This is a genomic window from Aquimarina macrocephali JAMB N27 (assembly GCF_000520995.1).
Classification (GTDB): domain Bacteria; phylum Bacteroidota; class Bacteroidia; order Flavobacteriales; family Flavobacteriaceae; genus Aquimarina; species Aquimarina macrocephali.
The window spans coordinates 205,948-228,126 of the sequence record NZ_JACA01000014.1; the positions used below are offsets into that span (position 1 = coordinate 205,948).

The window sequence follows — 22,179 nt, forward strand, 5'->3', positions numbered from 1 at the left end:
CATTATATAGATTTTTTGAAATAAATATTAACCGTTGTTTTTTGAAGGTAGCCTGTTATTTTCGTAATTTTAACAAAATGAAACTTCAAGATAATATTAATATATGAACACACGAAAATCTATAGTCCTATTAGGAACTGTTTTATTATTCATGTCCTGTGCGACAAACCCATTTACTGGTAAACAAACATTGGCATTAGTGCCTAATTCTCAGATATTACCAATGGCTTTTCAGCAGTATAACCAGTTCTTAGGAGAAAATAAGGTAGTAAAAGGAACATCTGATGCAGTTATGGTTACCAGAGTTGGTCAAAAAATAGCTAAAGCATCCGAACGTTGGCTAAATGCTAATGGTTACCAGGGATATCTAAAAGATTATAAATGGGAATATAATCTGGTAGATGATAAAAATGTTAATGCCTGGTGTATGCCTGGAGGTAAAATAGTAGTGTATACAGGGATTTTACCAATAGCAAAAAGTGAAACAGGAATGGCTGCAATAATGGGTCATGAAGTAGCTCATGCATTGGCAAACCATGGTCAGCAACGAATGAGTGCTGGTCAAATCCAACAAGTAGCAGGAGCAGCAACTGCAATTGCAGTTAGCGGAAAAGATCAAAAAACACAACAGATTGTTGGTACTGCATTTGGTTTAGGAAGTCAATTTGGAGTCATGCTGCCTTTTAGCAGAAGCCATGAAACCGAAGCAGACCGTATAGGATTACAATTAATGGCAATTGCCGGTTACAATCCTGATGAAGCAGCAGAGTTATGGAAACGTATGAAAGCTAATAGTGGAGGGCAAGCACCACCAGAATTTATGAGTACCCACCCATCAAGTGATACACGTATTGCTAATCTTACAGCGTGGGCCCCTGCAGCAAAGGCTGAGGCCAAAAAATTTGGGGTAACCTCTTTTAAATAATTGTAAAGTTTATAATCTTAAAAAGATTATACTTACTTTAGAAGCTGTTCTGAGCAAATTCAGAACAGCTTTTTTTTTACGTAAATTGTATATTCGATGCTTCTCGATAGCGCTGCGGTACTTGTCAAAGTACTGTTTTTCTATGAATGGCTACTCGCGAAGTGATCGTATCAATAGATATAAACGTATTCATCATCTGATGGATATATTTTAATTTTATAAGCATAATGAGTAAACTACTACCAAAGGGGCATAAGAAATTATTAAATGCCTGGGCATTCTACGATTGGGCAAATTCTGTATATAATTTAACGATTTCTTCAGCCGTTTTTCCGATTTTTTGGGGAGCACTAACCATAGTTAGAAATGATCAGGGAGATATTGTTAATGATACAGTGCATTTCTTAGGCTATGATTTTAATAATGATTCTTTAATAAGTTATGTTACCGCTTTAGCATTTCTAACGGTATCAATAATTAGCCCCTTACTTTCAGGAATAGCTGATTATGTAGGTAATAAGAAAAACTTCCTTAAATTCTTTTGTTATTTAGGAGCTATTTCTTGTATTGGACTTTATTGGTTTAATCTCGAACACCTTTGGTTTGGATTATTATGTTACTTTTTGGCTTTAATTGGTTTTTGGGCCAGTTTAGTATTTTATAACTCGTATTTACCAGATATCGCATTTCCAGAACAACAAGATGCTATTAGTGCCAAGGGGTATTCTCTTGGATATATCGGAAGTGTGATTTTATTGATCATTAATCTTGTCATGATTTTAAAATATGACTGGTTTGGTTTTGAAAGTGAAGGAGTGCCAACCAGATTATCTTTTATTATGGTAGGAGTTTGGTGGATTGCATTTAGCCAGTACACCTATTATTATCTACCAAAAGGGAATAAGAAAGATGTACTAACCAAAGCTGTCGTTTTTAATGGTTTTAAAGAGTTGAAAATGATATGGAAAGCACTTCAGAACGACATAAAACTTCGTAGGTATCTAAGTGCGTTTTTTGTATATAGTATGGCTGTACAGACCATTATGCTTATTGCTACGTATTTCGGTATCGAAGAATTGGACTGGGGAGAACAAAATCCTACTACCGGGTTAATCATAAGTATCCTGTTAATTCAGCTTGTGGCTGTACTAGGAGCATATCTTACTTCTAAAGCTTCTTCAAAATTCGGAAACATACAAACATTGATCGTGATTAATTTTATCTGGATCGGTATTTGTGTATATGCCTATACAATTACTACACCATCAGAGTTTTATGTTACCGCTGCAATTGTAGGTTTGGTTATGGGGGGTATACAAGCATTATCTAGATCTACATATTCAAAATTATTACCAGAAGACGCTATTGATACAGCCTCATACTTTAGTTTTTATGATGTATCCGAAAAAATAGGTATAGTAATCGGGATGTTCTCTTACGGGATTATCGCTCAGGTAACAGGGAGTGTACGATATTCGATTCTTTTTCTTATCCTTTTCTTTGTTGTGGGTCTTGTCTTATTATTTAGAGTACCGAGAACAGAATGATAGCACAATAAAATCTTGTAAGGTTTTTATAATAGTAAAAAAATGGATAAAAGCAAGGAAGAATCTTTTGTCCTTTTTTTGTGTATTTTATCTAGTTTTTAAGATTACTTAGCCAATGATAATTAAAAATCCTTTTGAAATATAATAATATTGTAAACGTTATCGTTATTAGCTATTTTTATATAATAAAACTCACGACAATGAAAAAACTTATGTTAGCGTTAGTAGTTGTACTACTAGCTTCCTGTAATACTACTCAACAAACCGTTATTGCAGCAAAAAAGACTCTGAAAGGAGAGTGGTCTCTTGATAAAATCTCTTATGACCGTCAAGGAATATTTGAAGTAAATCTGTATAATGATGCCTCTGCTGAATGCTTTACTGGAAGTGTATGGAAATTTATCCCAAATAATAATACAGGAAAGTACGAAGTAAATCAAAGTAGTTGTGTTTCTACAGGTGCAAGAAACTTTAGATTTACAATTCCTAAGCCAGAAGGTAATGGAGAGTATTACTTTATGTTTAAACCAATAAACGAAAAGAAAAAAAGCACAAATAATAATGCTGGTTACAGAATGCTATTAGATCACCTTGATGATGCTACAATGACATGGAAAATGACTGTAAGTCTAGAAGGGAAGCCTTTTGTAATCACTATGAATTTTAATAAATTACAATAACTCAAATCTATAAATGATGAAGACAAATCTTAAAAAAATAGTGGTTGCCGTAATGGCTGTTACAATTTTAACAAGTTGTGAGGCCGTTAAAAACTCAAATAACACACAAAAAGGAGCTGTAATTGGTACTGCAGCTGGAGCTGTAATAGGTGGAATTATAGGAAATAATGTAAAAAACAAGAACTCTGCCCTTGGCGCCGTAATTGGTGGTGTTGTAGGAGGTGTTGCTGGTGGTGTTATCGGTAAGCAAATGGATAAACAAGCTCAGAAGATTGAGTCAGAAATACCAGGAGCCGAAGTAACAAGAGTAGGAGAAGGTATTGATGTAGTATTTGATGAGAATAGTGGAGTATATTTTGCTACCAATAAATCTGATATCAATTCAAAATCAAAAACAAATCTTAAGAAACTAGCAGGTATTTTTAAAGAATATCCAGATACTAATATTATTGTAGAAGGACATACTGATAGTACAGGTGATGATAGTTATAATATGTCATTATCTCAAAAAAGAGCAAATGCTGTTACAAATTATCTGGTATCTCAAGGGATAAGCATAAGTCGTCTAACGACTTATGCTCACGGAGAGACACTTCCAAAGTATGATAATGCAACTCCGGCAGGAAGAGCTAAAAACAGAAGAGTTGAGCTTGGTATTGTTGCTAATGATAAGATGAAAGAAGATGCACAAAAGCAAGTAAAACAATAAACTTTTGTAATAAAACATTTAAAATCCCGACTATACAGTCGGGATTTTTTTATGCTTAATTTTTAATGTATCTTCAATACTTGGACACGTATTCACACATAATAATCATTGGCGGAGGGCTTGCCGGATTAACCAATGCTATTCACTTGGCTAAGGCAGGTGTTCCTGTTACACTTATCGAAATGAATACGTATCCAAAACACAAAGTATGTGGTGAATATATATCTAACGAAGTGTTACCATATTTTGATTTTTTGGATATAGACATTGATGCTTTACAACCTACCAGGATTTCAAAATTTAATATAACTACACAAAAAGGAAAATGCATACAAAGCACATTACCTTTGGGTGGTTTTGGAGTTAGCAGATATGTTCTAGACCACTATCTTTGGAAAAAAGCAGCAGTAGCAGGAGTGCAATTACTATGTGATCAGGTAACAGATGTGCACTATCATAATAATAGTTTTCGGATTAAAACGGCTGGTAATCGAGTATTAACCAGTGATTATGTTATTGGTGCTTATGGAAAACGAACTCAACTTGATAAAACACTGCAACGAAGTTTTAGTTATCGAAAATCCCCTTGGCTAGCCGTTAAGGCACATTACAAGACCGACTTTGATTCGAATACGGTCTCACTGCATAATTTTGAAGGAGGATACTGCGGTCTTTCTATGGTAGAGAATAATGTTGTAAATGCTTGTTATCTGGCTACCTATGATAGTTTTAAAAAATATAAAGATTTAGGTATCTTTCAAAAGGAAGTCCTGTGCAAAAATCCGCATTTAAATACATTTTTTAAAAGCGCAGAATCATTGTTTAATACACCAATTACTATAAGTCAGATAAATTTTGATAAGAAAAAACCTGTTGAAGATCACGTCTTTATGACTGGAGATGCAGCTGGCTTAATTCACCCTCTTTGCGGTAATGGTATGGCAATGGCAATACAAAGTGCCCAGATACTTAGTGAGTTGCTAATAAAAAATTATGATCAGGGTTTGATCACCCCAAGAAAAGTAATAGAAATAGACTACACCAAGCAATGGAATAAAGCATTTTCTAAAAGATTATATGCTGGTAGAGCGTTACAAAAAATCTTATTAAATGGCAGGCTACAAGAGCTTTCTTACACAATAGCTAATACAATACCGGCTATTGTACCTAAAATTATAAAACAAACCCACGGAGAGCCCTTGATATGCTAGCAAATTTACAATATAGGAGTAATGAGGTAGAACTCATGGATAACCCAGAGGTTGAAGAAAAGGCTTTGCAACGAGCATTATCTGATATTTCGAGAGTAAATAAATGGCTGGGAGGTAATGCAATTACTATTAAAGCTGTGCACACATTGGTTAAAAATCAGAATCCATCACAAGAGATTACAATTCTTGATTTAGGTTGTGGTGATGGTGAAATGCTAAGAGCTATTTCTGATTCATTTAAAAAAGAAAAAAAGAATATAAAATTAATTGGTATTGATCTGAATAATAGGTGTTTAGATTATGCTATTGAATCAAGCACTTCATATCCTGAAATATCATTTTTCAACAAAGATATTTTAGAAATTGAGGGGGCAGAATTTTCTTGTGACATCATTATTTGCACATTAACATTGCATCATCTTAGAGACGAGGAAATCAAAAAAGTTATGAAAAAAGCAGTTGACCTGGCAACAACTGCAGTAGTAATTAATGACCTTCATCGTAGTAGACTGGCATACTATCTTTTTAAAGTATTCAGTTTCTTTTTTATTAAAGGATATGTTGCAAAAAATGATGGATTGGTTTCTATAAAAAGAGGATTCAAAAAACAAGAGTTATTATATTTTGCCAAAGTACTTCATCTACAAGATTACAAAGTGGATTGGAAATGGGCTTTTCGGTATCGGTGGATTATAAAAATCACAAGTGAGTAAAATTAAAAAAGTAAGATAATTTGAGTGTAAAAATAACTACTGTAACCAAGCAACTCCCGCAGTATATGCGAGAGACAAAAGAGATATTACCCTTTGTTTCTCAATGGTTATCGGGCGAGAATGATCGTTTCAAACGTAAAGTGATTAAGATCTTTGAAAATGCTGCAGTAGATCGACGTTATGGGATCATGAGTATCGAAGAAGTGTTTTCGGCTACTTCTTTTGAGGAGAAAAACGATATCTATATTCGAGAAGTAAAGAAATTAGGAACCTCTGTCTTAAAAAAAGCATTAGAAAAAGTGGATTGGAATCCTAAATCTCTGGATTACATCATCACTGTAAGTTGCACGGGTATTATGATCCCTTCAATTGATGCATTTATTATTAATGATCTTAATCTCAAACAAGATATTGTGAGATTACCTGTTACAGAAATGGGATGTGCAGCAGGTGTTTCGGGAATTATTTATGCAAGAAACTTTCTACAGGCCAATCCAGGAAAGAGAGCAGCAGTAATTGCTATAGAGTCACCTACAGCTACATTTCAGCTGGATGACCATAGTATGACTAATATGGTAAGTGCTGCTATTTTTGGTGATGGAGCGGCGTGTACATTATTATCATCTGAAGAAGATGCTATAGGTCCAAAAATTATAGGAGACGAAATGTATCATTTTTATGATGCAACAACAATGATGGGTTTTAAACTAACTAACGGAGGCTTGCAAATGATATTAGATCCTAAAGTACCAGAGACCATTGCGGCTCATTTTCCTAATGTAATTCATCCTTTCCTTGCAAAATATAACAAGACCATTGAAGAGGTAGATCATCTTATTTTTCATCCCGGTGGGAAAAAGATAGTACAGACCGTAGAAGAGCTTTTTGGGCATTTGGGAAAGAATATCGAGGATACAAAAGCTGTTCTGATGGAATACGGTAATATGAGTAGCGCCACTGTGTTGTATGTATTAGAGCGGTTCATAGAGCAAAACCCGGCGCCAGGAGAAACAGGACTTATGCTTAGTTTTGGACCAGGATTTTCTGCGCAAAGAATATTGCTGGAATGGTAAAAAAGACTATTTTTCATTTCCGCGAAAGCAAAACTTTTTTAAACGAAACGTGTGAATAAAGATTTTACAGATAAAAATGAATGGGCACTCATCTTGGGTGGTAGTAGTGGTTTAGGCTTAGCCTCTGCCAAAAAACTAGCTTTACATGGGATGAATATTGTTATTGTGCATCGCAATCGCAAAAGTGAAATGAATCATATTGAAGCTGATTTTGAAACAATAAGAGAAACTGGAGTTGGTTTTCTTTCGTTTAATATAGATCTTTTGAAACCAGAAAAACGAATAGAAGCTATTACTGAAATAAAAGATACTATAGATGAAGGACGAGTAAAAACAGTAGTGCATAGTGTTGCAAAAGGAAATCTAAAGCCTATGATAGATGCCGAGCATGTATTAAAGAATGATGATTTTCATTTAACAATTGATGCTATGGCAATTAGTCTTTATGATTGGGTTACATCGATTTTTAAAGCAGCATTGTTTGCAGAAGATACAAGAATTATTTCTTTTACCAGTGAAGGAAATACCAAGGCCTGGAAAAATTATGCAGCTGTATCTGCAGCCAAAGTAGCTCTCGAAGCGATTACCAGAAGTATAGCACTAGAGTTTGCTCCATATGGCATTAAAGCCAATTGTCTGCAACCTGGAGCAGTCGATACTCAATCTTTACGAATGATACCCGGTCATGAGCAGATTATAGCTCATAGCCAGCAGCGTAACCCGTTTAATCGAATTACGACACCAGAAGATGTGGCTAATGTGGTGTATTTGCTATGCAAGGAAGAAGCTTCCTGGATTAATGGTTGTGTAATACCAGTGAATGGAGGAGAACATTTAAACTAAAACAAATAAAATGAAAAATATAGTAATTTTGTGTTTGCCCCTGGTGCTCTACATAATGTCTTGCAAAGAGGATAACGGGACAATAGAGAGTGATATCAGTACTACTGGTGGTAAAGCAGAAATCAGTAGTGTTTCTGTTAACGGAGAAGAAAGTAAATATTCTTTTAGTGTTGGTATCAAGAGTCCGGATACAGGATGTAATCAATATGCAGATTGGTGGGAAGTTATTTCTGAAGATGGAGAATTGCTTTATAGAAGAATTTTAGGACATAGCCATGTGAATGAGCAACCTTTTATACGGTCAGGCGGGCCGGTTCCTATTAAAAAAGATCAAATAGTGTATGTGCGTGCACATATGAACACCAGTAAGTACGGTAATAAAGTGTTTAAGGGAAGTGTAAATGAAGGATTTACAGAAAGTATGCTGGATAGTGAATTTGCTAATAATTTAGAAATAAAACAACCGCTTCCGGATGGATGCGCATTTTAAACTCGTTTAATTTTGGTTATAGAAGATATTATACAAAAATTACCCTATAGCAAACCATTTTTGTTTGTAGATGAAATTCTGGAAATCGATGATGATCATATCAAAGGAAGCTATACGTTTCTAAAGGATGAATATTTCTACGCAGGACATTTTAAAGATAATCCTATTACGCCGGGAGTGATACTTACCGAATGTATGGCTCAAATTGGGATGGCATGTTTTGGGATTTATCTTTTAAAAGGGGAGTGGGACAAAGCTGATTTTGGAGTGGCAATGACCAATAGTGATATTAATTTTTATAAACCCGTTTATCCTGAAGAGAAAGTGACTGTAATTGCTAATAAAGAATATTTTAGATTTAATAAGTTAAAATGCAAAGTAGCAATGTATAATTCTAAGGATGTGTTAGTTGCTAAAGGTATTGTAGCGGGAGTGGCTTTTAGAAAATAAAATAAAGAGATGAGTATAGGGTATTCGTTAGTGAAATTAGTTCTTAAGCTGAAAGGAGAAAAGCAATCCTGGTCTAAGGATCCTATTGATTATCGCAAAAAAAGAAAACAAGACGTACACGCCCCAAATGCAAAGCTTTTGTTGGGTAGTACGTTTGAAACCAAAGAGATATGTGGTAGTAGAGTGACTAGTATTGTTCCAAGAGATGCCAATACAGATTTCTTATTGTTGTATTGTCATGGTGGGGCTTTTGTTTATGGTCCAACTCGGGAAAACTGGATAGCAATCGCTAAAATCGCAAAACAAGCACATTCTCACACTTGGATGGTAGATTATCCAAAAGCGCCGGAAAACACTATTAAAACGATAACAGAAAGCATATATCAGGTATATCTGGAAGCTACAAAAGCATATAATCCTTCTAGAATTATTTTAATAGGTGATTCTGTAGGGGGAAATTTGATTATGACTCTTACACAGCGATTGCTAAAAGAAGAGCATACACTTCCCGATAGATTAATAGCGATTACACCTATGATGGATGCCAGCTTAACAAATCCAAAAATTAAAGAAATTGATTTGATAGATCCTATTCTTAGTGTGAAAGGAGTGAAATCTGCAAAGAAGATGTGTGCAGGTCAATCTTCATTAAAAGATCAATTGATTTCCCCTGTATATGGTGATTTTAATGATTTTCCACCAGTGCACCTGTTTACTGCTACGAATGACATATGTACTCCGGATCAAGAGGTGCTAATAGATAAAGTGAAAAAAGTTCATGGTAAAATAGAAGTTATTAAAGGAAAAGGAATGCCTCATATATGGCCAATACTACCTATACTGTCTGAAGCTAAAATTGCTATAAAGAAAATAGTATCGATTATTAACTCAGCTATGAATGATGAATAGAAGGCGTGTAGTTATAACAGGTTTAGGTGTAGTTGCTCCAAATGGAACGAACGTTTCAGTGTTTAAAAATCACGTTCGTAATGGAGTAAGTGGTATAGAGTATATTGATGAATTAAATCATCTTAATTTTTCATGTCAAATAGCTGGTTTACCAATATATAAAGAAGATTATTTAAATAATTACTTTAGCTCTATTCAATTACGCGGATTGAATGCTTCTGGTATGGAGTATGGAGTTATTGCTGGTATGGATGCTTGGAAAGATTCCAAGTTACCTATCAATGATTCTGAAACACCACTTTGGGATGCTGGTGTTATTTTTGGAACCGGAATATTAGGTGTAGATAAATTTCGAGAAGCCATTTATAAAGTAGATGAAGGTAAAGTAAGAAGGTTGGGTAGTACTACAGTTATTCAAACTATGGCCAGTGGTATTAGTGCTTTTTTAGGAGGTATGTTGGGATGCGGAAATGTGGTTACCACTAATTCTTCGGCTTGTAGTACAGGTACCGAAGCTATTTTGATGGCTTATGATCGAATAAGCGATGGTAAAGCAGAAATCATTCTGGCTGGTAGTACAAATGATAGTGGGCCTTATGTATGGGGAGGTTTTGATGCTATGCGTATCCTTCCATATAAGTATAATGAAGATCCTACCAGTGCTTCGCGCCCTATGAGCGCTACAGCTAGTGGTTTTGTTCCCGGGAGTGGAGCAGGGGCTTTGGTTATCGAAAGCCTGGATAGTGCCCAAAAAAGAGGAGCTCCAATTTATGCAGAAATTTTAGGTGGACATGTAAATAGTGGTGGACAACGTAAAGGAGGAAGTATGACAGCTCCTAATAGCGAAGCAGTACAACATTGTATTCGTAAAGCGGTAACCAATGCAGAAATAGATCCGGGAGAAATCGATGCCATCAATGGTCATTTGACCGCCACAACGATGGATAGTGTCGAAATACAAAATTGGTGTATTGCCTTAGGGCGAAAGGGACAAGATTTTCCGTATATCAATTCGCTTAAGAGTATGGTAGGGCATTGCCTGGCGGCTTCTGGTAGTATAGAAAGTGTAGCAACTGTATTACAATTAAAAGAAGACTTCATCTTTGGGAATGTAAATTGTGAAGATTTACATCCCGAAATAGAAAATTTGGTATCCAGAGATCGAATTCCCACCAAAACATTTGACTATTCTCCCAAAATTATAGCAAAAGCTAGTTTTGGATTTGGAGATGTAAACGCTTGCGTTATCTTTAAGAAATACACATAAAGTAGTATTAAAATAAGTATTGAATCAACTCAAATTAGATTATGACAAAAGAAGAATTACTTTCTAAATTAAAAACAATCATTACTCCGTATGTGCAAAATGAAGAAGGGCTTAATACCCTTACCGAAAACACTGATTTTATAAAAGACCTGGAAATTAATTCTGCAAATCTGGTAGATGTAGTACTTGATGTTGAAGATGAATTCGATATTGAGATTGATAATGAGTCTATGGAGAAGATGTTAACTATTAAAGCTTCAATTGCTGTTATAGAAGATAAATTAGCTTCCAAATGATTGGTAATGATATTGTAGATCTTCAATTGGCCAATACACAGAGTGATTGGCAGAGAAGAGGGTGGCTTCAAAAAATATTTACAATTCAGGAGCAGCAATATATTTTAGCTTCAGAAAAGATAGAATTACTGATCTGGAAATTTTGGAGCATGAAAGAGGCGGCATATAAAGCTCACCAAAGGCGATTTAACCTTCCTAGCAGGTACAACCCCCAAAGTTTTAGATGTAGACCAAAAGGAGAGGTCTATGTGGATAATTACAGTTATAAAACGGTTACTGAAACCCAAAATGAATATGTGTATACCATTGCTATGGGGTCTGATATAGATTATCGCTCTTCGGTATATGATAAACCAATGAATATACACTCTAAATTGAAAGAAATTATTACGAGAAAGCTTAATGTAGATGCTTCTCTGATTTGTTTAACTAAAGATAGTAACGGAATACCGATAGTAAATATCAACCAAACAGCAATGCAATTGCCAATATCTATAACACATCACGGAAAATACTCGGCATTTGTCGTTTCAGTTTAACAATTAAACAAAAGCAGTGCTGCTTTCTTTATTGAAGTATCGGAAAATAAAACCGTATATCTAATTTATTCTTTTCGCGCTCATCGTGAATATTCACACCAAAATCACTAGAATAAATAGTTGTTTTACCCAATAATTTTTTATCATCAAGAGAGAATGTGATAATCACTTCTTTTTGTGTTCCTTTGATGGTAAGATTACCTATAACCTTATAAGTATTGGTATCAAAAGAAACAACATCAGTACTTGTAAAGCTTATTTTTGGATACTTTTTTCTATAGAAGAATTTTTCCCACATTAAGTGTCCATCACGTAAAAAATTATCAGTGTCTAGTGTATTAATAAGGGCAGTACCTTTAAAAGCCGAATTCTCCGGGTCTTTAGGGTTGAAATTAATCTTAAAATCTAATCCAGCAATCGTACCAGAAGTTTTATCTTCTATAAAATCAAAAGAAACTCTTGACTTCTCTTTGTCAAAAACGATACCTTGATAATCATTGATTAATGCATAATCAGAAGTCGGACTGGTCGGTAACTGTGTGACATTAGGAATGATATCTTGCCCAAATCCTTGTATATACACAATACTAATCAATATGTAGAGAAATATTCTCATAGGGGGATAATTATAATTTTACTAAGTTAGAAATAATCAAGAATCATTCCAAGGGTTTATTTACCCCAATAGTACACCATCATTTACCTATAAAACTAATAGTTATTCAACTTATTGATTTATAGCTATTTAACTCTTTTTGATTATTGTGATTGTTTATACTTTTGCTCTTGAATAAAATTGCAATTTAAAAGAAATAGAGGGCTAATGCAGAAGAAACTCTATAGTACAAACAAATTTTATAAAGACACAAATCATGAAGAAAAATGGAATATATGAAGATCAGATCACTGATGAGACAGCGGTTATCGAAGAATCTTTTGAAGGAACAGGTGACCTAATAGAAACCGACGAATTTGATGATACTCTGGGTGAAGAAACAGAAGAGTATGCTAATGATTACCTGGAGGTGAGTAGTGAAAGTAGTGGAGGAGATCAGGATTTTGAAGATCTGGAAACTCCTTTTGAAGGAAATGAAAGTGGTGCCACAGAAGGCTCTCAAACCGAAGACGGAACTCTGGAAAAGGTTTCAGGATATGATTATTCGGTGCTAGAAGAGCAGGAAAACGAAGAAGAGGATAATGATGAAAATGTATTGGATGCGTATTATGCAGAATTTGGAGATCCAACTGCTGCTATGCTAATGCGCAGTGAAAGTGGTAAAAAAATGATGCAGGAAGTAGTCATTGGTAAAGATGATCGTAAACAAATTAAAGGAACAACCAAGTATCCTTGGCGAGCCATCTGTTCATTAAGAATTAAAGCCAAAGATGGTACTAGTTGGATTGGTACGGGGTTTCTTATCGGTCCTCGTACAGTCATTACTGCTGGTCATGTGGTCTATATGCATAAGCATGGGGGCTGGGCCAAGAGTATCGAAGTAATACCAGGAAGAAATGGTGCCAAAAAACCATACGGGTCATGTAAATCTTCTCATTTCCATTCGGTTAAAGGATGGACCAAGAGTAAAAAACGAAGTCATGACTATGGAGCTATCATACTACCAAAAAACTGTAAGTATGGTAACAAAGTAGGGTATTTTGGATATGGAAATTATGGTTTCTTTGATTTATTAGGACTAAAAGTAAACCTTTCTGGGTATCCTGGTGATAAGCCTGCTGGTACACAATGGTGGCATGCCAGAAAAATTAAAACTGTTACATCAAGGACTCTCGTATATAATATTGATACAGCAGGGGGGCAAAGCGGATCTCCGGTATGGAGAATCAAGAATGGCAAACGTTATGTTGTAGGAATTCATACCAATGGATATTCATTGGGTAATTCTGCTACCCGAATTACAAAACCAGTATTTAAAAATCTTAAAAACTGGAAAAACAAATATAAATAGTAAGTAAAATAGAAAGAATGAGCATTTTATAAGAGAATGCTCATTCTTTAATAAACAAAATATCAATGGGAGCCGCAATTAGAGGAAAAATAATAGAACAGAAATCTAAAAAACCTATAGAAGAAGCAGTGATAACTTTAACTATCACTGGGATGACAAGGTTAGTAGATATAGCACAAGTGACCAATGATGTTGGGGCTTTTTTTTGGAATGATCTAACACCGGGAAAATATGATATACTCATTATCGCAGAAGGGTATGCAAACAGGAAAATTTCAATACTACTAAATACAAATGAAGAACAGAAAATTTTAATTGAACTCTAAATCCTAAAAGAAGGATTGTTCGTACGTATCTTAAAATAAATATAAAGTACTGCGAATGAGTAGACTAAAATTAAAAAAAAATGATAACTTAGAAAGAGAATTAATTATTAACCGCATGATTCGCTAAAACTTTCCACTATGAATAGTAAAGAAAAACCCACTAGAAAAAGACGATTCGCAGATTTCCAGAATAAATACCGTAGGTCTTCTAATTTTGGATATGGATCAAAAAGAGACCAGTTTGCCATTGCTGGAAATGGTGATTTATCTATCCCAGAAGAAAGTAAAGAGCATAATGAACGCAGGTAATCGCTTTCCTAGCGAGTAACACTCTGTTTTTTTACTGCTACTTTTATATACACAAGAATTACAATTGAAAGTAGTGCGCAAACCAAAAAGCCTATAAATAGAGGTAGGGTAGTGTTTAAAACAAACCTCCCGATATAAGTACTAATAGGAACAGCCATAATCGTAGAAACAAAACCTGTAATTGCAGCACCGATCCCTGCAATATGACCAATTGGTTGCATGGCCAAAGCCCTTAAATTTCCAAACAAAAATCCAATAGCAAAAAACTGCATTCCGAAGAATAGCAATAGAACCTCTACACTTGGATTTGAAGAATTATAAAATAACACGATATACAAAAGAGAAATTCCAAAAAATGCGAGTAGAGAAGTGGTAACCAATTTCTCCATACCATATTTTAATACCAGTGTTCCGTTTAAGAAAATAGCAGAACCTATCGAGATTGCCAAAAGACCAAAGATATACGGAAACTCTTCTTTTAACTGATATTGCTGCTCAAAAATTTGTTGAGAGGTACTTAGATAAACCATAAAAGATCCCACAATAAAACCAGAAATAAGAGTATACCCCATAGTCGTTTTGTATTGCATTAATTCCTTTAGGCCATCCATAAAAATAGTAGATGTAAACTTAATCCGTTTAGATATTTCCAGGGTCTCGGCTTGCCGTTTCCAAAACCAAAAAGACACGAGTAAACTAAATAGCACTTGTATATAAAATATTGCTTGCCAATCATAATGATCTAACACAAATTTCCCCAATGCAGGGGCTATAATCGGCACCAAAATAAAGACTACAGTAATAAACGACATGATACGTGCCATATAATCACCACTATAAATATCTCTAATCATGGCAATAGCAATGGTTCTGGGGGCAGATAGTCCAATACCTTGTAGAATCCGACCTAACACCATCATTTCTACACTTGTAGCAAAAATGCAAATAAAGCTTGCTATAATAAAAAGTACAAACCCCACATACACGACTGGTTTTCTACCGATACTATCTGATATAGGACCAAAAACTAATGGACCAATACCAAGGCCCAGAAAAATCATGGTAATTAATAATTGATTGTCTGCAATCTGTCGGGTACCAATGGTAATTCCTATGATGTCCAGTGCTGGTAAAAGTGCATCTATAGCCAAAGCAACAATAGACATTAGGGATGCCATCAGAGTAACAAATTCAAACTGGGCTAACTTATTTTTTTGCATCTGGCAAAAGTAACGTATTTGACCCACAAAGAATTATAGTAGAATGTTATATTCTGTAACGCTACATCATTTTTGATAGTCTTTTATGCGAATAGTATTTTTTAACCAATATCATCACTTAATTATGAAAAATAGTGACGCTTTAAGATACAACAAACAAAGGTTAAAACTGTTTCGAATACCTAGGAAAAGGTATACTGTTCTTGTAGTAGGAGTAGTTGTATTTTCTGTTTTCTTATCTGGAAAACAAATATATGCACAAGAAAAAGAAACAGATGCAAATGGGGTGGTAGATGAGAAATCAAAATTGGTAATCGGTGGGTTTTCATATTCTGGGCTATCAAGTCGTGAACAGCATGCATATTTTACAATTAATTATGAAGTAAATTCAAATTTGTTTATAGAATTACAGGGGTATAATGATACATATCTGTCTGCAGATGTTTTTAAAATGCCGATTAGAGGAAAATTACATTTAACAAATAAATTTCGTCTTTTTTCTGGTTTGGAAATAGAACTTACACGAAATGCAGATGTTCACGATATAATAAAAGTTCCGTTATTACGGACTAGGTTTATGTATGGTATGGGGTATGATTTTGATGCTAATTTTTCTTTAGAGGTAAATCATAATCTAGACTTTGGCACATCTGAATTTGGGTATTATGGAACCCCAAATTTATTATATGTACGAGGAAGATATAGGTTTTAGAGACTGAAAATATCCTATTTATAATCTGATTTACTGCATTTTATGTGTTAATATTTTAAAAAATGGTATACTATTTGATGCAATTATTAGTATATTCTCAATAAAAATGAAAACTCTTTTTTTAATACTTACAAGCTGTTTACTAATTAGTTGCGGAAGCTCACAAAATCTGGAGGTATCTACAGAGAAAAGTAAGGCTTTAGATGAATTAGTAGCACAAAAAAAACTCGAAATCATCTCGGATTGGGCAGCACCGTTAGCAACTAGCAGTCTTAATGCGTTGTCGAATAGTGGTTTATTTCCTGCAGGAAGTACAGCAAATAATATAAATCTGATCGGAAATTTTAATCATTTTAGAATCCTGGGAGATAGTATCTCTGTGTATTTACCATACTATGGAGAACGTCGAATATCTGCAGGCTTTAACAATAGGAACAATAATATAGAATTTGATGGCGTGCCAGAAGATGTTAAGGTTACTTATGATGAGAAAAAACAACGGTACTTGATGAAATTTGGAATTAGGAATGCTACAGAATGGCTTAGAGTATCGGTAACACTATATCCAAATTTGAGAAGTGATATCATGATACAGAGTAATCACCGAACATCGATACGATATAGAGGTAAGGTATTAAAGCTGGAAGAGAAAAATAATACCGCAGTATCGAATAATTAGTAATAGTTTAAATCAATAACAGGGAAGTATTCAAATATTCTATTTTACATAATATAAATTATAGTACAAATGTATAGTATAGCAAATTGGCTTTTATAGTTCTATTGTAACTATAATGTAGTATTATGTAAAATATCCCACAGTGATTCTATTTCATAGCAATATTAGCTACTTGGGTCATTAATATTTCTTTTAAGGCGTTTATGATTAAACCTCACGTTTATATTTGTAACTATAATTTGCCGTTATGTAAAATTGCCGCTGCCTATGCGCTCGATTGTTTTATAAAAATTTAAATGCCTGTTATGGCATTTATTTTTATACACAATTTCCTACCGCATAGCCAACGCCAAAAAAACAAAACTTTTAGGTAGCTTATAAATCCCATATTTGATCAATCATACGTAAAAAAAGTTTTCATGCGATTCTCGTGATGTTCCCGCATAAGCATAAAATTACTCTAACGAGATAATTTCTATGCACATGCTATCTTAGGAACACAGATTAGACTTTCTAAGAGTTTGCATTATCTTTTTTTCTTGATAAAAAAAGAAACAAAAAAATCAAGGCTGCACAAAACTTTGGAAACAATGTACGGCGCAGTCGCTATATTTTAGAAAACATTCTAACTCATAAGATCGTTTACAACTAGAATAAATATGTATTACTTTGATTAAACCTTAGTACTAGACCTCTAAAATATTGACGCTCCTTTGCCTATTGTTTGTACCAAAGTTTTATGAGGCCGTTTTTTAAACTTTTAGGTTCTATTTTACATAATAAGAGAACCTACATTTAACTAATTAACTAATGTTTGATATTTCGAAACCAATTTTTCTTTTACAGATAAAAAATTCGTTTTGTAATCATCATTAATTAAATTCTGTTCTGTATTCTTTAGAATAGAAGATAAAAGTGAAATATCGTCATTTAAATCTTTTATTTCTAGATGCTTATATTTATCAATAGGTATATTTTGCAATAAATCATAAAGGAGATAAAAGTCAATTTTTGATCTTTTAGCTTTTCCAACATTAAATAAGGAATTCAATTTTTCTTTTAAATCCTTTTCTTCCAAAATTTTTGATAATAAAATTATAAATGTTTCGATTTCTTTTACACATTGAATAAAATTATCTTTCATAAGAGCATTTACAGATAATCTTTCAACGATATTCGATACATCTTTCTTGTCCCCAATTCTTCCTGTTATTTTGTCTTTTCTATTATAATATCCAACACTTTTATAATCCTTTCTGTATTTATTATTATAATTTATATATGCTAATATTGTTATTAATTCTGCATTCTCCATCCTATCTATAAAGTACTTTTTGTCTGTACTCTTTATGTAGAACCAGGAAACGTATTTTTGAGTTATTTCTCTAATTAATTTTATAGTTTCTTTATCAGCAAAAGAATTCCACATTTCAAATGAATTTTCTTTAATCGGATAAGGTTTATTATTTAATCTAATAAATAAATCAACAGGTTGGAAATTCTCATTAATTGCGCTATCAATCTCAATTAATTGTAATTTAAAATCTAAAATCTTTTCTTGATATTCATTTTCATCTAAATCTCTATATCTAAATCCATTAATTTCTTTAATAACTTTTAATCCACGAAGTTTATAATTATTATTTTTTGAGAAAACTAACTTATTATTTTCATTTAGATATTGTTTTCCTAGAAACCCTAAAATAGACAGTATCCTTTGCTGACCATCAATTATTTCTTTAACTCCATTCTTGTTTTTGTAAATAAAAATTGGAGGTAAATAGATACCCAATATTATACTTTCTATAATTGCAGAAGCCTTATATTCGTTTATTCTTTCTTGTCTTTGATAAGTAGGTCTTACTAAATATCTTTTAGTTTGTAAATCGTTAATTAACTCTTCAACAGGAATAAATGAAGGATCTGGTTTATTTACTCTTAAGGTAGAAAGTTCATCTAATTTTAGTTTGGCTTGATTTTCACTTTGTTTTAAAGATTTTACTTTAGCATTAAATTTTTCATCTCTTATATAATCTTTAAAATCAAAAGAAAAAATACTTTTGAAAATCTGTGCAGTATCAGTAAAGCGATTAATTATTTCTTTATAATAATGATAAAAATCAGTGTTGTAAGCTTCTTTATTGTTGATATAATGATTTAGAAGTTTCCTTTTTTCTTCTTCTGTAAATTCTTTCAATTCAGGAACAACTTCAATTTTGAGAATACAAATCGCCCATAATATGCATTCATATAAGGTTTTGTTTCCTTCAAACCCATTTTTATGAAAAAAGTCTTTTAAGGTTAATACTAATTTAATATTTTCAAAGAAATCAATTATTAAAGAAGAATCAACTATTTTGTTTTCTTGGACAACATCATACAAAAGCTTAAGTGTATTTTGTCTATTATTTGTTCTTGCATAATGAGAAATTGGAAAACTTGTTAGAACAAAATGTTTTCTTAATAACTGTAAAATTTTAGAGAAATCAATATTTTTATCTTTAAATTTCTTACCAAGAAAAGTTTCAGTAATTCTGGCAGTTAATCCTTTATTTTCTTTAAGAATTTTTTTGAATTCAATTGTGATTTTATCATCGTCATAAACAGCATTATCTATTTCAGAAGTATTTAAAGCTGTAATTCCCGAATTATATCTTCTAAATATTTCTTTTTTAATTTTATCTTCAACATATTCAGATAATTTAGGTTCATTAATTACTTCAAACTCAAAAATCCTTATTTTAACATCTTCAAATATTCCCTGTATATCATCATCAAGTTTGTTAAAAGTGTTATTTTTTAATTGAGATAATTCTAAAAGTCCTTTTATGTTTAGAGATAAATCACCTTCTTTAAATTTTTTCATAGTTTCAAACCTCTGTCTACCATCAATAACTTCTATTTTCCCACCAGAATTAAAGAAGATTAATGGAGGTATATCTGTACCTAATAATATACTTTCTATAAAGAAAGTAGCTTTAGCTCTATCCCAAACATAATTCCTTTGGTAATATGGATTGTAGTCAATCTTTTTTTGCATTCTATCGCTAAAGAGTGTTTTTATAGACATTGAATATGAAGATATCTTCATATTGTTTTTAAAAATGCCTTCAAACTCTTTTTGAGATAATTGTGATGTTATTGATTTATTTTCCATAATTATTTATAGTGAAACCCCTTTAATACTTGTAATTAAATATTTGACATTGTTTGAATCTAAATTTTCAGAAATATTAAAATCTAATTCTTCTAAATCATTATATGTTGCAAAGACAAATTTATGATATAAATGATGTAGAACATATTCCATAAAGTTATTCAAATCTAAATCATATTTGTCTTTTATTATGTCATCTTTTATATTCAAAAAAGAAATTTTTATTTCTGTTAATTCATCTGCTATAACGTGAATGATCATTGAAGAATCTTCTGTTTTCACAGACCTTTCAAAAGGAAAATCTTCTTCATTAATAACCTCTTGTTTCATTAATTGTTTAAACTCTTTAAAGTATGATTTTAAATAATTAGATAGTTCTTGTATTAATAAAAGTCTATTGAAATCCATCTTAACTTTACTGCAAACCAAATTTTTAAATTCAATTTTAGAATCATTTGGCAAATGTTTCAATAAATTATACTTTAAAATTAAAGGATAAAATTTAGTTCCAAAAACTGTGTATGAGTTATAATAAAGCATAAGCAATTCTTTTTCCGAAAATTGAGAACGTAATATTTTAGAATACATTTTTTTATCATCATCAGACATAGTACTATTATCTATGAATTTCACAAGTCTGTATACTATTCTGAAATAATGAGAAATATCATCTTTACAATCAAAAAAAAGTTCATTATATGTTTCTAAAGTCTCCTTATGATTATCTAAAGGACTATTAGATATTTTTACTTTAGATAATAAATTTTTTATGAATTCTATAAAATAATCTTCTCCATTAGAATATCTTGAATTTAGAATTCTAATGTTGTCACTGTACAATTTTAGCATTGAAAAAAATGTAGATTCAAATTGCTGTTTTTTTAATGTTTTTGACTGTTCAATAAATACTTTTCTTGACTCAATTAATTCATTTTTTTGCAATTTAAATTCATTTGTTTGTATTTCTAATGCTTCAATTTGTTTAGCTAGTGCTTTTTGATTTGTTGCAATATCTCTTCTCTGCTCTTTTAAAGCTAAATAAAATAAAATCACTCCAACCAATGCCCAAATAGAACCAATTACTCCACCTACAAAATCCCCTAAAGTTCCAAGCATTCCTGCGTCTACAGTTGAGTCAAAATCAAAGAAGTTACGTTTCCAAAGAAAAAGTGATATCGCAAAAATTAAAGCTATAATACTTGGTATTATAATTATTTTTAAGGTCTTATTTTTGTCTTGATTTGGTGTAGTTTTCATTAGAAGATATAAGCATTAAATATAACATAATAATTTCGAAAAAATTTAAATGCAATAAATTTAATCCCATTCCACACACATTACACTCCCCTCCTGCCGTCGGCTCGTATAATAAGTGTTGCATTACCTTTTTTTAAATGAACTTTTCGTTAGAAAACTTTTAAAGAAAATGTAGAGGAAATAAACTTTGCTTTTGTCCAAAGCAAAGTGACATAACGCAAGTACATTATAGTACAAATGTATGATATAAGTAAAACGGCGGATACCGCGTATTTGATATTATATCAAAGCCGTTTTACGACACGCAAGTTTATTATTAGTAGCTATAATGTTCCCAGCCACATCAACCCGCAGCTTTTTATAATTGATTTGTGATCAATTATAAAAACTCGTGTAAAATATCCCACAGTAATTCTATTTCATATGGGTAGCTTATAAATTGCGTATTCGATAAAACATACGTGCAAAAAGTTTTTACGTGATTCTCGTTATTATAACTGCAAGAGCATAAAATTTTTCTACGAAAAAATTTCTATGCCTTTGCTGGATGTAAAACTATGTTTACTGTTTGATTATTTTTAAAAAGATAGGAGTCTCTCTTTCTATTTTTATAAAATATATTCCATTCGGAACATCACTCAACGAAACTTCTATTTCACTATTTAAAATAGAACATGTTTTAGTTAAAACTAATTTTTGTTGTAAATCATATATGTATACATCAACTGTAGTTTCATCTATTTTGATATCTGGAATACTAATTGATATATTATCTTTAAAAGGGTTTGGATACACAATTAAGGATTGTTGAATGATTACAGGACACCCTTCATTGTCTACTTCTATGTTTAAGGGTGTATTAGCACATGAATCTTTATCATTGACAACACCATCATTATC

At 32.4% G+C, this 22,179-nt stretch carries 24 protein-coding genes; 19 read left to right on the forward strand and 5 right to left on the reverse strand.

Going from position 1 to position 22,179, the window contains the following annotated elements; translation table 11 throughout:
- The first annotated feature begins 103 nt into the window (after positions 1-103).
- From Z054_RS0111415 to Z054_RS0111480, 14 genes are all read left to right on the forward strand, one after another.
- Positions 104-925, forward strand: a complete 822-nt coding sequence (locus Z054_RS0111415; RefSeq protein WP_024770200.1) for a M48 family metallopeptidase — start codon at positions 104-106, stop codon at positions 923-925.
- 227 nt (positions 926-1,152) lie between these two features.
- Positions 1,153-2,472, forward strand: coding sequence for an MFS transporter (locus tag Z054_RS0111420; protein ID WP_024770201.1), 1,320 nt, complete (start codon positions 1,153-1,155; stop codon positions 2,470-2,472).
- A gap of 200 nt (positions 2,473-2,672) precedes the next feature.
- Positions 2,673-3,152 carry a lipocalin family protein gene (locus tag Z054_RS0111425; RefSeq protein WP_024770202.1) on the forward strand — a complete coding sequence of 160 codons (480 nt, stop codon included), beginning with the start codon at positions 2,673-2,675 and terminating at the stop codon, positions 3,150-3,152.
- Between the two features lie 16 nt (positions 3,153-3,168).
- Positions 3,169-3,861, forward strand: a complete 693-nt coding sequence (locus Z054_RS0111430; protein WP_024770203.1) for an OmpA family protein — start codon at positions 3,169-3,171, stop codon at positions 3,859-3,861.
- A gap of 80 nt (positions 3,862-3,941) precedes the next feature.
- On the forward strand, positions 3,942-5,072 hold the full coding sequence (locus Z054_RS0111435) for an NAD(P)/FAD-dependent oxidoreductase (RefSeq protein WP_024770204.1): 1,131 nt from the start codon (positions 3,942-3,944) through the stop codon (positions 5,070-5,072).
- Positions 5,066-5,785, forward strand: coding sequence for a methyltransferase domain-containing protein (locus tag Z054_RS0111440; RefSeq protein WP_024770205.1), 720 nt, complete (start codon positions 5,066-5,068; stop codon positions 5,783-5,785). The genes Z054_RS0111435 and Z054_RS0111440 overlap by 7 nt, the downstream gene beginning before the upstream one ends.
- 20 nt (positions 5,786-5,805) lie before the next feature.
- On the forward strand, positions 5,806-6,858 hold the full coding sequence (locus Z054_RS0111445; RefSeq protein ID WP_024770206.1) for a type III polyketide synthase: 1,053 nt from the start codon (positions 5,806-5,808) through the stop codon (positions 6,856-6,858).
- Positions 6,859-6,909: 51 nt separating this feature from the next.
- Entirely contained in the window at positions 6,910-7,701 is a 792-nt protein-coding gene (locus tag Z054_RS0111450; RefSeq protein ID WP_024770207.1) for an SDR family oxidoreductase, read from the forward strand.
- A gap of 10 nt (positions 7,702-7,711) precedes the next feature.
- The gene (locus Z054_RS0111455; protein WP_024770208.1) at positions 7,712-8,191 is read left to right on the forward strand and encodes a hypothetical protein; all 480 of its coding nucleotides are present in this window, start codon (positions 7,712-7,714) and stop codon (positions 8,189-8,191) included.
- A 12-nt stretch (positions 8,192-8,203) separates the two neighbouring features.
- Positions 8,204-8,641 (forward strand): 3-hydroxyacyl-ACP dehydratase FabZ family protein, encoded by a 438-nt coding sequence (locus Z054_RS0111460; RefSeq protein WP_024770209.1) that lies wholly within the window; start codon positions 8,204-8,206, stop codon positions 8,639-8,641.
- Between the two features lie 9 nt (positions 8,642-8,650).
- Positions 8,651-9,550 (forward strand): alpha/beta hydrolase, encoded by a 900-nt coding sequence (locus tag Z054_RS0111465; protein WP_024770210.1) that lies wholly within the window; start codon positions 8,651-8,653, stop codon positions 9,548-9,550.
- Entirely contained in the window at positions 9,540-10,817 is a 1,278-nt protein-coding gene (locus Z054_RS0111470) for a beta-ketoacyl-[acyl-carrier-protein] synthase family protein (protein WP_394331059.1), read from the forward strand. The genes Z054_RS0111465 and Z054_RS0111470 overlap by 11 nt, the downstream gene beginning before the upstream one ends.
- A 41-nt stretch (positions 10,818-10,858) precedes the next feature.
- Entirely contained in the window at positions 10,859-11,113 is a 255-nt protein-coding gene (locus tag Z054_RS0111475; protein WP_024770212.1) for an acyl carrier protein, read from the forward strand.
- Entirely contained in the window at positions 11,110-11,652 is a 543-nt protein-coding gene (locus Z054_RS0111480; RefSeq protein WP_024770213.1) for a 4'-phosphopantetheinyl transferase family protein, read from the forward strand. Before Z054_RS0111475 ends, Z054_RS0111480 begins: the two co-directional genes overlap by 4 nt.
- Before the next feature lie 28 nt (positions 11,653-11,680).
- Here the strand turns inward: Z054_RS0111480 and Z054_RS30150 are convergent, their stop codons facing one another.
- A complete protein-coding gene (locus Z054_RS30150; RefSeq protein WP_024770214.1) occupies positions 11,681-12,268 on the reverse strand; it encodes a YceI family protein in 588 nt (195 codons plus the stop codon).
- Positions 12,269-12,524: 256 nt separating this feature from the next.
- Between Z054_RS30150 and Z054_RS32315 the strand changes: the two genes are divergently transcribed.
- The 3 genes from Z054_RS32315 to Z054_RS31705 all read left to right on the forward strand — a co-directional run bounded on the left by Z054_RS32315 (position 12,525) and on the right by Z054_RS31705 (position 14,254).
- Positions 12,525-13,619, forward strand: coding sequence for a trypsin-like serine peptidase (locus tag Z054_RS32315; RefSeq protein WP_024770215.1), 1,095 nt, complete (start codon positions 12,525-12,527; stop codon positions 13,617-13,619).
- A 65-nt stretch (positions 13,620-13,684) separates the two neighbouring features.
- On the forward strand, positions 13,685-13,945 hold the full coding sequence (locus Z054_RS0111495; RefSeq protein ID WP_024770216.1) for a carboxypeptidase regulatory-like domain-containing protein: 261 nt from the start codon (positions 13,685-13,687) through the stop codon (positions 13,943-13,945).
- 138 nt (positions 13,946-14,083) lie between these two features.
- The gene (locus Z054_RS31705; protein WP_161635283.1) at positions 14,084-14,254 is read left to right on the forward strand and encodes a hypothetical protein; all 171 of its coding nucleotides are present in this window, start codon (positions 14,084-14,086) and stop codon (positions 14,252-14,254) included.
- Positions 14,255-14,262: 8 nt separating this feature from the next.
- On the opposite strand, the gene Z054_RS0111505 is transcribed toward Z054_RS31705, so the two are convergent.
- Entirely contained in the window at positions 14,263-15,474 is a 1,212-nt protein-coding gene (locus Z054_RS0111505; RefSeq protein ID WP_024770217.1) for a multidrug effflux MFS transporter, read from the reverse strand.
- 124 nt (positions 15,475-15,598) lie between these two features.
- Here Z054_RS0111505 and Z054_RS0111510 point away from each other — a divergent pair, with 124 nt between their 5' ends.
- Positions 15,599-16,186 (forward strand): hypothetical protein, encoded by a 588-nt coding sequence (locus Z054_RS0111510; RefSeq protein WP_024770218.1) that lies wholly within the window; start codon positions 15,599-15,601, stop codon positions 16,184-16,186.
- A gap of 106 nt (positions 16,187-16,292) precedes the next feature.
- Complete coding sequence (locus Z054_RS0111515; RefSeq protein ID WP_024770219.1) at positions 16,293-16,865, forward strand: DUF4251 domain-containing protein; 573 nt, start codon at positions 16,293-16,295, stop codon at positions 16,863-16,865.
- A gap of 799 nt (positions 16,866-17,664) precedes the next feature.
- Here Z054_RS0111515 and Z054_RS0111520 read toward each other — a convergent pair.
- The 3 genes from Z054_RS0111520 to Z054_RS0111530 form a co-directional block, all read right to left on the reverse strand.
- Positions 17,665-20,022, reverse strand: a complete 2,358-nt coding sequence (locus Z054_RS0111520) for a DUF262 domain-containing protein (RefSeq protein WP_024770220.1) — start codon at positions 20,020-20,022, stop codon at positions 17,665-17,667.
- 6 nt (positions 20,023-20,028) lie between these two features.
- Positions 20,029-21,279, reverse strand: a complete 1,251-nt coding sequence (locus Z054_RS0111525) for a putative phage abortive infection protein (RefSeq protein ID WP_024770221.1) — start codon at positions 21,277-21,279, stop codon at positions 20,029-20,031.
- 561 nt (positions 21,280-21,840) lie between these two features.
- A partial coding sequence (locus tag Z054_RS0111530; RefSeq protein WP_024770222.1) for a T9SS type A sorting domain-containing protein occupies positions 21,841-22,179 on the reverse strand: 339 nt, incomplete at its 5' end.